Origin of the sequence: Rudanella paleaurantiibacter (genome assembly GCF_009184635.1) — a bacterium.
GTDB lineage: Bacteria > Bacteroidota > Bacteroidia > Cytophagales > Spirosomataceae > Rudanella > Rudanella paleaurantiibacter.
In genome coordinates, this window is the sequence record NZ_WELI01000001.1 from 1,194,160 (window position 1) to 1,209,137 (window position 14,978).

General features: G+C 57.0%; 9 protein-coding genes. All 9 read right to left on the reverse strand.

Annotation, left to right across the window (positions count from 1 at the left end; all coding sequences use genetic code 11):
• Positions 1 to 51: 51 nt before the first annotated feature.
• Complete coding sequence (hisG, locus tag F5984_RS04570) at positions 52 to 915, reverse strand: ATP phosphoribosyltransferase (RefSeq protein ID WP_152123045.1); 864 nt, start codon at positions 913 to 915, stop codon at positions 52 to 54.
• Between the two features lie 79 nt (positions 916 to 994).
• Positions 995 to 2,146 (reverse strand): glycoside hydrolase family 26 protein, encoded by a 1,152-nt coding sequence (locus tag F5984_RS04575; RefSeq protein ID WP_152123046.1) that lies wholly within the window; start codon positions 2,144 to 2,146, stop codon positions 995 to 997.
• A gap of 30 nt (positions 2,147 to 2,176) precedes the next feature.
• The gene (locus tag F5984_RS04580) at positions 2,177 to 4,132 is read right to left on the reverse strand and encodes a sialate O-acetylesterase (protein WP_152123047.1); all 1,956 of its coding nucleotides are present in this window, start codon (positions 4,130 to 4,132) and stop codon (positions 2,177 to 2,179) included.
• Positions 4,133 to 4,273: 141 nt separating this feature from the next.
• Positions 4,274 to 6,043 (reverse strand): glycoside hydrolase family 9 protein, encoded by a 1,770-nt coding sequence (locus F5984_RS04585; protein WP_152123048.1) that lies wholly within the window; start codon positions 6,041 to 6,043, stop codon positions 4,274 to 4,276.
• Between the two features lie 344 nt (positions 6,044 to 6,387).
• Complete coding sequence (locus tag F5984_RS04590; protein WP_152123049.1) at positions 6,388 to 7,473, reverse strand: IPT/TIG domain-containing protein; 1,086 nt, start codon at positions 7,471 to 7,473, stop codon at positions 6,388 to 6,390.
• Between the two features lie 68 nt (positions 7,474 to 7,541).
• Complete coding sequence (locus F5984_RS04595; protein ID WP_152123050.1) at positions 7,542 to 9,113, reverse strand: RagB/SusD family nutrient uptake outer membrane protein; 1,572 nt, start codon at positions 9,111 to 9,113, stop codon at positions 7,542 to 7,544.
• Positions 9,114 to 9,239: 126 nt separating this feature from the next.
• Positions 9,240 to 12,470 (reverse strand): SusC/RagA family TonB-linked outer membrane protein, encoded by a 3,231-nt coding sequence (locus tag F5984_RS04600; protein WP_152123051.1) that lies wholly within the window; start codon positions 12,468 to 12,470, stop codon positions 9,240 to 9,242.
• Between the two features lie 90 nt (positions 12,471 to 12,560).
• Positions 12,561 to 14,303, reverse strand: coding sequence for a tetratricopeptide repeat-containing sensor histidine kinase (locus F5984_RS04605; RefSeq protein ID WP_152123052.1), 1,743 nt, complete (start codon positions 14,301 to 14,303; stop codon positions 12,561 to 12,563).
• An 8-nt stretch (positions 14,304 to 14,311) separates the two neighbouring features.
• Entirely contained in the window at positions 14,312 to 14,959 is a 648-nt protein-coding gene (locus tag F5984_RS04610) for a response regulator transcription factor (protein ID WP_152123053.1), read from the reverse strand.
• Positions 14,960 to 14,978: the final 19 nt, after the last annotated feature.

Sequence of the window (14,978 nt, forward strand, 5' to 3'; positions counted from 1 at the left end):
TGACGCGTCAGCGACTCCTCACTCCTATCTCCTCACTCCTACCTACTTTTTTTAGTAAATCATCTTTTCAATCGGGATTACCAGAATGCCTTGTGCGCCAGCGGCCCGGATGGCTTCGATGTTTTCCCAGAAGTCGTTCTCGTTCAGCACCGAGTGCACAGAGCTCCAACCCTCGGTAGCCAGCGGGGTTACGGTAGGGCTTTTCATGCCCGGCAGCAACGACGTAATCTGCTCCAGCGCGTGGTTGGGCGCGTTCAGCACGATGTACTTGTTGTTTTTAGCCGCTTGCACCGCTTTGATTCGGAACAGGAGTTTGTCGAGCAGGGCCTGCTTTTCGGCTTCCAGGTCGTTGCTGGCAATCATGATGGCCTCGGAGCGGAAAATAGTTTCCACTTCCTTCAGCCCGTTGCTCAGCAGTGTACTGCCCGAGCTCACGATGTCGCACACGGCTTCGGCCAGCCCGATACTCGGGGCAATCTCTACCGACCCACTGATTTCGTGAATCTGCGCCGTTACGCCCTGTTCGGCGAGGTAGTTGCCCAGCAGCCGGGGGTACGAGGTCGCGATGTTTTTCCCGTTCAGGTCGTGCAGGGAGTTGTAGGTCTCGCCCCGCGGAATCGCAATGGACAGGCGGCACTTCGAGAAGCCCAGTTTATGGACTGTCTGCACGGCGCGGCCCGTTTCGACGGCCACGTTTTCGCCCACAATGCCCAGATCGGCCACGCCGTCTTCTACATAGCCAGGAATATCATCGTCGCGGAGGAACAGAAATTCCGCCGGGAAGTTTGAAGAAACTGATTTGAGTTTGCCGGTTCCGTAGTCGAAACGGATACCGCACTCTTTAAACAGTTGGTAGGAGTCTTCACTCAGTCGCCCGGACTTTTGCAGGGCGATGCGAAGCATAGTTGTTGCCATCAGGTTGCGTCACAAAAACAGGGCGCAAAGATACGGAGGAAGGGGCAGAAAAAGTGCAGGATGGTTAATTCGATGCCCGCTAAAACAACAGCCACCGTTTCCGGCGGTACAGGCGGGGCAGGTCGTTTTCGAAGAGGGTGGCCGGGTCGTTGTAAAACCGTAGAAAATCGGGCACACTCGCCTGACCGGGAAATGGCGCGTAATAGTGCGTAGGGCTCCGGGTGTCGTTGCGCCATACCAGCACGTACGAGAGCCGCATATCGTCAGTTCTGAGTGCCCGAAGCAGGGTATTGGTCCACCAGCTTGTGTCGGGAATCGACTCCAGCCCCGTCTCGGTAAAGGCCGCCAGCTTACCCGCTTTCCGGGCGTAGTCGGACACGATTTTGAGCTTAGCGATGCCAGCCGCTACATTGTACCGACCGTTGCGGCCAAAATCAGCGTAATTATCAACCCCCACCAGATCAACCCACGCATCGCCGGGGTAGCGGTCGAGGTACTCGGCCTCGGTTTGGTAGAGACAATCGGGCGAGAAGGCGTAAATAAAGTTGTGCACCTGCAGGCTGTCGCGCAGGTACGAAACCGTGAACTGCCACAGCTTGGTAAATTCCTCCCGCGAACAGTGCGGTTTTCCCCACCAGAACCAGCCGCCGTCGAGCTCGTGGTACGGCCGGAAAATCATCGGTACGGGCTTGCCATTGTGGCCACGGGTTTCGTGGGCCAGGCTACCCACCGTTTGCAGAATGCGTTTGTACTCGGTATGATGCGATCCGCCCGGAATCAGGTGCCGCACGGCCGGGGCCGTGACCGAATCTTTCCAGTAAAAACCGGTTTGGGGCGTCACCGGATTGGTAAAGTGCCAAGCTACCGTGACCACGCCCCCCCGGTTGTAGGTGTCGGAAATTTGCTGCCGTAGCAACGCTTTGGCCTGCCCGACTGCTTCGGGCGAGCGCCCCGATAAGCCGCTGAAATCGACACCAATCACGGCCGGGTGCGACCCACTCACCGACTTTACGTCGGAACGCCCGGCCTCGCCCGACCATCCGTGCCCGTACTCCGTAGCGTGCTGATGCCCAAACAAAACGTGTTGGCGGGACAGCCGGTGCAGGTTATGGTACAGGGCTTTGGTTTCGCGGGTGGCCTTGGGGTCAATAAGTCGCGGGCGTGGGTCGGCCTGCACACGCAAAAGAGTGCAGGCTGTGAGAGCAATCAGCAGGGACAGAGAAAAGCGCATTCGGCGTTTGTCGGGAAGAGGGGTATGGGGTTACTCAAACTTATTTTTTTCGGTCAGGCCGGGCCAGGTATCGGTGCGGAAGGGGCTCACCGGAAAGCCATCGGCGCTGAACAGGTTGGCGTCAACGGGAGCATCGGCCCAGCCGTAGCGCACCGCAACGGGGTTGGCTACCTGAGGGCTGCTGACCACGACGTTACTGCCCTGAATCTGAGCCTGCGCGTGGTGAAACACCTTGTCGGCACCCGCTATCTCGAAACCGCGCACATAGCCGTATTTGTCTTTGGCCATGAGGCCACCACCGGCATACTGGAAGCTAACAATGGCTTTGTTACCGTCTGTCCGAAGGCTCTGATACAACGGTGAGCCATCGGGGCCGGCCTGCCTGTACGCTTGTTTGAGGGCGATCACAGCCAGCCGGTGGCCTACGTCCTGCTTGTTGGTGGGGTGAATATCGTTGGGGTTGCCAACATCGGTCGTAACGGCCATACCTGTTTTGGGCAGGGCCAGAGTCAGCGTTTGCGCTTCGCGGAGTTCGGCCCAATTGCTGCCCTGATTGCTGTTTTGCGTGGCTCCGTAACTCGATAGCTGCACGAAATAAAACGGGAATTCGTAGCCCCATTTCTTACGCCAGTCAGTAATTACGAGCGGAAACGTTTGGCGGTACTGGTACGCCCGGCCCGCGTTCGTTTCGCCCTGATACCAGAGGGCACCCCGAATTCCAAACGGCACCAGCGGGTGAATCATGGCGTTGTACAAGCCAGTGGCCAGGTTGTTCATAAACCGGGTGTAGGTGTGCTTTTCGGCAAAGGAGGGCATAATGCGCCAGCCATTGGTAAGGCTTATTTTAACGCCCTCACCAGCTACATAAAGGTCGTTGGGTGAGCCCTGAAGCCCCAGCCCGAACCACGGCAACCTGACCGCATTGCCGAACTTAATCATGAGCAGGTTGGTGCCCGCTTTCCAGGTGTTGGCGGGGATTGTGATTCTCCGAACGCCCGTCAGTACACCCTCGGCTACGCGCTGCCCGTTGATGTAAATCTCGTTCGGGCTGTCGTTTTCCGCCAAAGCGAGGGTAGTAGTTGTACCGACTAGGGTCGCCGGTATCTCGATGTTACGGGCCATGTACCCCGTACCCCGAAACCCGCTCATGCCTTTCCAGTCCCACTGCCCAAACGGGTCGCTCGCCCGCCAACCCGAAATGTCAAAGTTGGCCGTGAGGTAGCGGGCTTCGTCGGCTGCGGTGGGGCTGATGTTGTCTCCTTTTAGCAACTGTTTGCGGAGTTTGTAGTCGACAAGGCTGTCGGCCTGTTGCCAGTTGGTGGGCAGGGTTTGGGCAATAGGCCGCAGGTCGTTGTGGGTAGCCATGCCTTCTTTACTAATCCAGCCCTCGGCCTGTGAGCCCCCCCACGACGAGTGGAGCAGCCCGACGGGCACGCCCAATTTTTGGGTCAGCTCGCGGGCGAAGAAGAAACCGACGGCCGTAAAATCACCAACGGTTTTGGGCGAACACACTTTCCAGTCGCCCGTTTTTAGGTCGGTTTCGGGTGTTAGGGCCAGCTCATGCTCGACCCGAAAGTGCCGTATCTGTCCAAAATTGGCGTTTTTCTTTTCGTTCTCGTAGTTGTCGGCCTGCTTCACGGGCCATTCCATATTCGACTGCCCGGAGCAGAGCCATACGTCGCCGACCAGCACGTCGGTGGCTTTGGCCTGCCCCGATTTGGTCGAGGCTACCAACTCGTGCGGCCCGCCTGCTTCGAGCGGGGCCAGCCGTACGGTCCATTTGCCCGACGCATCGGCTTTGGCTTGTCCGGTTTGGCCCGCCAGCGTCACCCGCACGGTTTCGCCGGGTTTGGCCCAGCCCCATACCGGAATGGCCTGTTGGCGTTGCAGCACCACATGGTCAGAAAACAAACGCGCCATCCGCACCTGCGCAAAAGCGGGGGAAAGGAAGATAATGAGGAAGGCAAAGGGAAGAAGACGGTTCATAAATGATGGTTTTTAGTTTCCTGTACAATGGAGCGGTGCTCCGTTGGGCTGTTAAGCCAATTAAGTAGCCTTTCTGGCCTGGCGGCCCAACGGAGCATCGCTCCATTGTACAGGTTTTACAAAACTTTAGCGCAAATACACTTAAAAGCTCCGCTGTAAGGCTTCGATGGCCGTAGCCAGATACACCATGGGGGCGTTCCAGTTAATGGCTATTTCGTTGGAGGCATATGAGCAATCGGCATCAATAAAAACCTCGTCGGGAATGTTGGTAGCGTACCCCGCGCATTTGTCCTGTTGAGCTGCCCGGGCGTTGGTGCCACCCGACAGCAGACCCGGTACCGGCTCATCAATACCATCGGCTACCGACGGGCGGTGGTGTGGGCGCAGGGGCGTTTTGTCGCCAAAACCCGTCAGAAACGAATAGCCCACGCTGTTGCGGCCCAGCAGATAGTCCAGATTGCCGAGGGCCGCGGTTAGATACCGCCGGTTTTTGGTCAGCCGGTAGGCCTGAATCAGGGCAATTCCCTGATTGGCGGCTACGGCGCTGCTCCCCCAGATAAAATCGCGTGCCGACCGCCCCATCACGGTTCCGTAAGCCTGCTTGTCGGTGCCAGCCAAGAGCGAATCGGCCTGGCTAACCAGGTGTCCGTTTATCTTCGGCAGATCGGCTTTGCCACGCGCTGTCAGCTCTTTCGAAAATCGGGCGAGCGAGTAATACGCCAGTGTGCGGACCTGTGCCCACGACGGCAGCGGGGTTTTGGTGTCAGGAAACAGATTGACGGCCGTATAGTACGCGTCGTCTTTGGTGGTCAGATACAGCTCCGCAGCGGCCCAAATCCACTCGTCGCTCGCGTCGCGGTCGCCGTAGGTGCCCGTGCTGATGTCGGGGTCGAATTGGCGGTTAATGGCGTCCTGATCGTAGAGGGCATTAGGGTTTTGTTTGGCCCAGCCCCACGCCCGAACGGCGGCCGCCCGGCAGGAGTCGGCCAAACCGGGCAGTTCGCGCCCAAATGGCCTGAATACCCGGCTTGCCTGTGCCATCACGGCGGCAAAGTCGAGGGCGGCTGTTACGCTTTTCTGCACCACGTACCGTTCTTTCACGGCCTTGTCGGGCATTACCATCCCGTCGAAACGGGGGTTGGTCAGTTTGTGGTACACGCCCCCGTCGGCGGGGTCTTGCATGGTGAGCATCCAGCGCAGGTTCCAGAGCGACTCATCGAGCAGGTCGGGCAGGCGGTTACCGCTTTCGGGAATGTTGGTGTTCAAGGCCCGGCACAGGTCGGGGAAATCTTCGTACAGCGACAGCAGGGTGCCCATCGTAATGCCCGAATTGACAATGTACTTGTTGTAGTCGCCGGCATCGTACCAGCCTAAGGGCGATGCAAGTGTGCTGCCCGCCGGGCGTGTGGCCGAGGCCGCCGACGGGTGTACCAGTATGCGGGTGTCGGGGTGGCCCGCCGGGCGGTGCCAGCGTCCGGCGTGTTTCTCGGGCAGGTCGATGGCCGTGCGCTGGAAATAAAACCCTTTGAGCGATCCGACCGCCACGTCACGGTGTACGTTGACATTGATCTGAAACGGGTACGAGCGGGCCATGCGCCCCACAGCAACCCGGTATGTGCCGGGCGTTTTGAAGGCCGAGAAATCTGCCAGCCGGGTCATGCGCCCCGAAAACTCGTTTCGGCGGGGTTCGCTCAGTGGGCCTGTGAACAGAACCGTTTTGCCATCGGGCGTTGTGATCTGAAATGTGGACCCGGCGGGTTCGTAGGCCGCTTCGCCGATAACGACCGCTACTTTGGGGGCATCCGGGTAGAAGCCGATCTGATTCAGTCGAACCGATTCGATAGCTGGTTGCGCCTGAGACCCACTCAGGGTGAGCAGGAAGGCGCAGAGCGAATAAACATAAAGGCGCATAAAAGGAGTCGGAGGAATAGCCTCAGCATTTGATGATCGTAAGAAGCTGTTTGAGTTAATCCCTTTGGCCCGTAAGGGCATCTTTTGGGCGCTGTCTGCGCCACTTTTTTGGGCCGTAGCAACCGCTACGACGGGCAAAAGTTGGCTTGTCAGCAACCAAAATCTGCTCCCTACGGTCTCAAATCGCTAACTCAAACAGCTTCTAAGGGTAGAAGCAGTCAACGACGAAATTATACGTATCCGGTACGGGCCGGGGCCGTCGGCAGGGGGAGAGTAGCTAAAAAACCATCATGAGAGGCTGGGTGTGGCCAACTCATGATGGTTCTGACTGGGGAAAGAGAAGCTTATTTCACAAGCATAATGTCGTCGAAGTAGAACGTTTCATCCTGTTTGTCGGGGCCCTTGATGCGGAAACCGAGTTGCTTGAGCGTTTTGCCGGGCAACCAGAAGTCCATGTCCGAGAGCTTCAGTTTGAAGTACGTCCATGTATTGGCTTTCACATCGATTCGGTTAGCCTCTACAAACTCCCCAAAACCGGCCTTGCTGGCGTCGGTGGTGAGGTAGAGCGAGTAATCGGCTGATGCGCCTTTGATCCAGCCGGTTACGTAGGTGTACTCGTTGGAGTAGCTAATGGCCGAGGCCGACCAGTTGGCGAAGGCCAGCAGGTGCCAGTTACCTTTCTGGAAGGTTTTGCTCGCCGAGGCCGCCCCGTTTCTGAACTCTTTGGAGGTTACCGTACCCGCATCGCCCCACGAACCGTCCTGATAGCCCGTGCCGTAGGTATCGGTGAAGACCTGATAGGCCCGGTCAACGTTGACGAACTCCTGCCGGGTCCGAATCCGGCCGGTACCGTTCGTGATGGCAAGCGTTCCGCGGGTGAGGGTTGAGGCAGGCATCTGAATGACCAGTTGCTTTTTCACCTTAGATACGATTGTGGCCGGGTCCGAAATGCCCTTCACCGAGTCGGCAAAGGCCACAGACGTCACATCGTCGAAGTTATTGCCCGTGATGGTGATGGTCTTGCCCTTCGAGAAGTTGTAATCCGATACATCGGCAACGGAAGGGTAGGCCAGTACCTTAAACGGAATCGAGACCGACTGCCCCGCGCTATTGGTAAAGGTGATGTTTTGCCGGCCGCCCGCTGCTTCGGTTGGAATACGGAAAATGAGGGTTTCGGCCGTGTTGAGCGTCGGTTGGAAACCGGCTGGTACACTCAGTTTCTCAAACACGATGGTGCGTATGTCGCCCAAACCACTGCCGGTGAGGGTCACGACCGCCCCGCTCGCGGCCGAGTCGGGCATAATCTTGGTGGCAACGGGGGTGCCCGGCTGAATCTGCGGGCGGCCGTCGGTGTCTTTTTCGCAGGAAGTCAGGCCAAACCCCGCCAACAGGGCAAAGCTTGCTATGGGAATGAGTTTATAGAAAGTCATTTGATAGTCAGTTTGACCTTACCCCCGGCCCCTCTTCGTACGAAGGAGAGAGGTCGGGGGTGAGGTGATTACTTGTAATACGGAACAGGGTCTTTGCCCAGAGCAGGGGCCTGCACAATTTCGCCCGCCGGAATGGGCAGATACATCTTGTCTTCGGTGAAGTTGGTCAGGTACACGGCCCCGGTGACGGTGCCCCGGTTCTGCTTTTCGATAATCGCCTTGGCTTTGGCGAAGCCCTGCCGCTGAATATCGTACCAGTAGTCGCCCTCAAAGGCAAACTCAACCCGGCGCTCGTGCAGAATATCGTCGTTGGTAATGCTCGTTTTGGGGTTCAGGCCCGCCCGTTTCCGTACCTGATTGAGCGCGTCGAGGGCTTTGGCATCGGAGGTAGAAGCCTGCCCGGCCAGAATAGCCTCGGCATAAATAAGCAGAATATCGGCGTAGCGCAGCAATACCACGTTGTTACCTGAGTTCTGCCCCAGCACCGGCTCCCCGCCGAAGCTCTTGCCCGGCCCGGCAAAGTATTTCACGATGTTCGACCGGGTAGGGCTTAGGCTGCCACCGGCCTCAACGGGCTGGAGGGTGTCGTACCGGAATCCGTTGGCCATAAACTCGTTATACTTCGGTGCGTTGGCGCGTTGGGGCTTCCAGCTGGGGTTCGTCCAGCCGTGTTCCATCACCGACCACCGCCGACGCAGGTCGCCAAACTCGTATTCTTTCAGCATATCAAGCGAGGGCACGTACATTTCCCAGGCATCGGCTTCAGACGTGCGCAGCGCACCCGCGCCCCGGTCGGGGTTTTTGATGTTGCCCGTCCCCCAGGGGTCCTGCGAAAACTGATGCTGAATCGAAAAGATCGACTCGGCATTGTTGTTCATGCTCGCCTTGGTAAACATACCGGTGTAGTCGCTCACCAGCGTGTATTTACCCGAGTTGATTACCTCCTCGGCTTTGGTTCTGGCGTTGGCGTAGTCTTTCTGGTACAGGTACAGCTTAGCCATCAGCGCTTTAGCGGCATACTTCGTGACGCGGCCCGGTACGTCTGATTCGGGCAGCCCCTTCTCGGCAGCCTGCAAGTCTTCCAGCGCAAAGCGAAGTACATCTTTCTGGAGATACCGGGGAATGTTGAAGTCACCAGATAGGGCGGTTGCACCCGGATCGGTAATGATGGGGGCGGCTCCCCAGGTGCGGGCGATGTAGAAGTACACCAGCCCCCGGATAAAACGGCTCTCGGCAATGGCGGGGTCGAGGTACGCGGCACCACCCCCGGCGGCTTTCTTTTCCTCGAACGTTTTGATCATCACGTTGGCATAGCCGATGATCTTGTAAAACGCTCCCCACGAAGCCCCAATCCGTTCGGAGGCCGCCGAGATCGTAAAATTCAGGTACTCCGTGTCGGTATAGGTAAACATGTTACCGGCCAGAACATCGCCGATGGCATCCTGCGCCCGGCTTTCGTAATTGCGCCAGGGCAGGCCGCTGTACAGGGTGCTGGTAGCCGCCCGTACCTCTTCGGCATTGTTGTAATAGTTGCCCGTGGTGGTGCCCGACAGCGAGGGCCGTTCTATGAAGCTTTCCTTACAGCTAGCCAGCAGCAGAGCCGGGGCCAGAAGGGCAGCGTATATGAAGTTTCGTTTCATAATTGTAATGAGTGAATGAGGTTGTTACGCAGAGATGCGCAGAGTAAGAGGAGATTCACAGAGGTACATGTACTTCTCAGCGTACCTCACTTTTCTCTGTGTATCTCAGCGTAACAACTCATCATGTTAAAACTGAAGATTTGCGCCGACGGTAAACGTGCGAGGGTTCGGGTAGTGACCTGCGTCGACGTTCATGAGCTTGATGCTGTTGTTGAACGCGCCGATTTCAGGGTCGTAGCCTGAGTACTTCGTGAAGGTTTTCAGGTTCTGGATCGACCCGTACACCCGTACGTTGGCCACTTTTACCCGGTTGAGTACCGTGCGGGGTAAGCGGTAGCCAATCGTGATGTTCTGAATCCGGGCGTAGGAGGCATCTTCCACGTACCGGTCCGACATGGCCGTGTTGTTTTTGTTCGTGTTTGTAAACCGGGGTAGGGCACCGTCGGTGTTGTCGGCCGTGTAGCGATCGTTTACGGTCTTGAGCTGATTGGTGTACGCATTGTTCAGTCCTTCCAGTTGCCAGCGCAAAAAGTTGAACGCCTTAGCGCCCTGACTGCCTTGCAGGAACAGCGAGAAATCGAAGTCGCCGTAGTTGACCGAGTTGGTCAGGCCCCAGGTAAACTTGGGCAGGGGGCTGCCGATGTAAGTGAAGTCCTGCGCGTCGATCTTTTTGTCGCCGTTGATGTCGCGGAACCGGATGTCGCCGAGCCAGGTTTCGGTCGGATTCACTTTGTAGCCAAACTGGGGCAGACCCGCGTTTAGCTCCTCCTGCGTCCGAAACAGCCCATCGGTCACCAGACCCCAGAACGAGCCCACCGGCCGGCCGGGCGTGGTGTGCGTAATGAGGTAGTTGTTGTAGTAAATCTTCCCGTCGAGGGCCGATGCCGCCGAGGCTGCTTTCTCGTAGCGGTTCGTAAACTGAGTCAGCACGCCGTTGGTCTTCCAGCTGAAGTTGCCTTTTTTGATGTTGGTGGTAGTCAGGCCAATATCAATACCGGTGTTGGTCATGCGGCCGGCATTGCCCAGGGGGGCTTTCAGGTCGTCCCACTGATCGCCCACCCCGATGAGGTTAGGGCCGGTCAGGAAGATAATCATGTCCGACGTTACTTTCTTGTACACGTCGACCGTAGCATCGATGCGGCCGTTGAGGAAACCGAGGTCAACCCCGACGTTGGTCGTTTTCACCGACTCCCACTTGAGGTTGGGGTTCGGAATACCGTTGATCATGTTCGACGAGCCGAAACCTACCGGGCCGGAGAAAAACTGCACCGCGCCCACGTAGGCCGGGTTAGGTGCTCCGTTGGGGAAGTTCTGATTACCCACGGCCCCGTAGCCCGCCCGCACTTTGGCGTAGCTCAGCACGTTGGCTACGGCTCCTTTCATGAATTCTTCGTTCGAGAGTGTCCAGCCCACCGATACGCCGGGGAAATACCCCCACCGGTTGTTGGGGCCGAAGTTGGACGAACCATCGGCCCGGAAACTGGCCGAAATCGAGTATTTGTCGCCGTAGGTGTAGTTGGCACGGGCAAACCACGACTCCATAGCCCACTGCCCTTTGCCGCCACTCAGCCCCCAGGTTGTTTGGTCGGCACTGCCTGTGTTGAGGTCGAAGATGTTGGCCTGCAAATCGACTTTGGTGCCCGAAATGCCCTGGTAGTACGAGTTCTGCGCCTGATGCCCCACCGTGGCCTGAATACCGTGCTTGCCTACGTACTTGTTGTACGTCAGGTAGTTGGTCAGCGACCAGTAGTAGCTGTCGGACCGCGAGTCGATCAGTTTGCTCCGAAACGAGGTACTGCCCACGTTGCCCGCTTTCTGGAAGGCCGCATTGTTGTCCTGCCCAAGTGAGTACGAGAGCTCGTTGCGCAATGAGAGATCTTTCAGGATTTGCAGCTCGGCGTAGAGGCTACCAAAAATGTTGTTGGTGGTTTTGGTGTTGCCCCGAAACTGACTGTTGCCCACCAGATTGGCCCCAAAATACTGCACTCCGCCCACGGTTTGGCCACCGCCCCAGCTACCGTCGAGATTTTTCACGGGGGTCAGCGGGCTTGTCGACGCGCCCCACCAGATGGTTCCTTCGGCGGCATCGGCCAATGACACATTCTGAATACTGCGCGACACATTGGCACTGATACCCACCTTGGCCCAGCTTTTGAGTTGGCTGTCGAGGCTGAACCGCGACGCGTACCGCTTGAAATCGGACCCAAGCAGAATTCCCTTGTTGTCGAAATAGTTGAGCGAGAGGTAGTACGTCGTTTTGTTCTGCCCGCCCGAAAAGCTCAATTGGTGGTTGTTGATTTTGCCACGCTGAAACATGGCCTCCTGCCAGTCGGTGCCCTCGCCCAGTAGGTCGGGGTTCCGAAATTCATCGGCTACGGGGTTGCCAATAATCGGCAGTACCTCGTTCTGGTACCGGGCAAAGTCGCGCAGGTTCATCAGATCGAGCCGTTTGGCCACTTCCGACACCCCCGTGTACATTTCGTAGTTGATCTTGCCCTCGCCCTGCTTCCCTTTTTTGGTGGTAATCAGAATCACCCCGTTGGCCGCCTGCGACCCGTAAATGGCCTGAGCCGAAGCATCTTTCAGGACGTCGATGCTTTCGATGTCGTTCGGGTTGAGCATGGCCATGACCGAGTTGCCGGTTTGCCCATCGCTGCCCCCCAGCCCGGCATACCCGGAGCTGTTGGAGGTGTTGCCGCCCACAAACGGCACGCCATCAATCACAAACAGCGGGTCGTTGCTGTTGATGGAGGTTACCCCGCGCACCTTTACCGATACCCCACCCCCCGGCTGCCCGCCATTGCTGGTGACGGTTACTCCGGCGGCTTTGCCCTGTAACAACTGATCGATACCGGCGGCCGGAATGTCTTTCAGCTCAGTGGCCTTGATCGTTGTGATCGACGAGGTGACGTCGGAGCGTTTGGCTGTTCCGTAGCCGATTACTACCACCTCATCCAGCGACTGATCGCCGGTTTGGAGCGTGATGTTTAGCGTTGTGCGGCTACCGACTTCCACTTCCTGGGTTTTCATACCGATAAACGAAAACACCAGTACCTTGGCTCCTTCGGGCATATTGATCGAAAAAGCGCCGTTGACGTCGGTGGTGGTTCCGATCTGTGTTCCTTTTACGGATACGGTTGCGCCGGGTAGACCGACGCCTTTTTCGTCGGACACGGTGCCCCGGATGAGCGCCTGCACGTCTGACAATGCCAGACCTTTGGCCGGTTTCACCGCTTTGGTGGTGGCCAGCACCGCCCGATTGGGATCGAGGGCGGTTCGGGCTAATGGGCGTTCCTGCGCGTAGGCCGTTAGCCAACAGCTCAACAGAACGGCACCCGTAAGCACATGTTTCTTCATGAGTGGTAATTGTGTTTGAAATAGTAAGGTGATAGGGGTAGTAGATATTCGGTGTGTATGGGTCCCGACTACCGTTCGGGGCCGGTTGGTTTACGCCGGTATGGATTCGGTTTTCAGAAGCCGGGGCATGGGCAGCGAAATCATGACCGAGGTGCCCCGCTGCGGTTCACTCTGCCACATGACCTGCCCGCCGAGGTAGCTAATGCGCGACTTGATGTTGGTGATGCCGTTGCCCTTGGTCGGAACTTCCGGGAACTCGGCCCCCCGCCCGTCGTCGTCGACGCTAATCAGCAGGGTTTCGTCATTTGCCATTATCTGCACCGTAATCTGTTGAGCCTGTGCGTGTTTCAGGGCGTTGTTGAGCAACTCCTGCACCACCCGGTACAGCATCACCGAAGCCTCGTCGCCCAGCGGGGGCAGCTCGCCGTAATGCTCCAGAATAAGCCGTGTTTCGTTGACCAGATTCAGCTTTTGCACCAGGTCATCGAGGGCCGGAATAAGCCCAAACGTGGTGAGCGTGTAGGGTCGTAAGTTGCTTGATACCAGCCGCGTTTCGGTGCAGGCTTCGTCGAGAAACTGGTTGAGCGGCTCTTTTACCGAGTTGGGTAACTGCTCCTGATGCGCTTCGACAAAGAGTTTGATGCGCGAGAGCTGAATACCCAGGCCGTCGTGCAAATCGCGGGCAATCCGGCTTCGTTCGCCTTCCTGCCCCTCAATCATAGCCCGTAACGATTTCAGTTCGAGTTGCCGGATCTGCTGCTGGGCAATTACCGACTGCTGGTGGGCAATCAGTTTCTGCTGTCGGCGCAGAAAGATTAGGGCTACTACCCCCAGAACGCTAATAATCAGAATAATGGCCAAAGTTGTGTTGAGTAATCGCTGGTGTGCGCTTTGCTGCTCAACCAGTTGTTTTTCAATTTCAAGGGTTTTAATCTGACTGTCCAGCTCCTGCAACCGAATACTTTTGGTTTGCTCCGAGAGATAAAACTCATCGGCAAAGTCGAGCGCCCGCAGCGAAGCCTCGTAGGCCTGCTTGTAGTTGCCCATGCTCGAATAACTGGTGGCCGAGTGCTTGGCCAGCTCGCGCAGCATCCCGACGTTGTTCTCCGACCGCGCCAGTGTTACACTTTGTTCGTAGGCTTTCAGCGCTGCCTGCGGGTTGTTCTTAAACTGCTCGACAATGCCGAGGTAAAAGTGATTCAGCGCAATAAGCCAGTTGACATTCAGTTGCTTAGCCAATACCAGGCTTCGGCTGGCGAAGTACTGTGCTGAGTCGGGCTTTTTGAGCTGCGAGTATGTGTTGGCCAACAGGTTCTGCGCAAACGCCTGAAAATAGGGCTGTTTGTTGGCGGCACTGAGTTGCTCAACCTCGCGGAGTCGGGCGACGAGCCCGGCCGGAATCGGTACTTTTTTCTGGTCGATGTTGGCCAGCCCCAGCCGGCACTCAATGATTTTGGGCAGATTTTGTGTCCGCCTGAAATACTGGAGCGCCTTGTTGAGATACTTCTCCGCCGACAACTGCATGAAGTAGTCGTGGGTGTAGTAGTCGCCAATCACCATGTGCTGCTGGTAGTACCCCAGCGAATCGCCCGCCAGACTGTAGTACTTGAGTCCGTTGAAATAGGCGTCCATGGTGTACTTGTTGTAGCCAAATTGTTGGTGATAGAGGTACCCCAGCCGCTCGTACGATTGAGCCGCCTTCGCATACTGTTTATCGCTCAAAAATCGGTTGATCGCTCTCTTGACGCTATCGATACGGACCGAGTCGGCCCGGCCGAGTACCTGACCGGCGCTCAGCATCAGACCCAGATAAAGCCAGAGAACCCTATCCATGTTGTCGGTTAATCAATGTACTGCATTTCCATGGCGTTCTTGATGAGCAGGGCTGTGTTCGGAACCCCAAACTTCATCAGGAGGCTACTGCGGTGAAATTCAACGGCTTTGGAGCTAACAAACAGCTGGTTAGCCATTTGCTGGGTGGTAAAGCCCTGCGCAATCAGGGCCAGTACCTCCGACTCGCGCGGGGTCAGGTTGGGGCGCAACCCTGCCCCCGACGTAGCCTTTCGGCTCCGAGGCTCGTCGTTCAGAAGTATATGGGTTATGGTTTCGTTGAAATATTGTTTCTCGCCGTGTACGGTCTGAATAGCCTGGAGCAATTCGGTCTTAGTTGTGTTTTTCAGCAGGTACCCTTTCACGCCTTTTTTCACTACCCGCTTAATCAGGCTGGCGTCGTCGTGCATGGTCAGGGCAATTACTTTAATGTGTGGATATAGCCGATTGATTTGTTCGCAGAGCCCGAGGCCATCGTCGATGTGCGGAAACGAAATGTCGAGCAGTACCACATCGACCGGGTTAGCCTGCAACGAAGCCAGTGCCGACGCTACGGTGAAGCAGCGCTGGGTTACGGCAATCTCCGACGAACCCGACAGCAACGACTCTATTCCCTCGACAAACACATTATGATCGTCGGCGATTAACACCCGTATCATGCATTCAAAAATTAGCCAC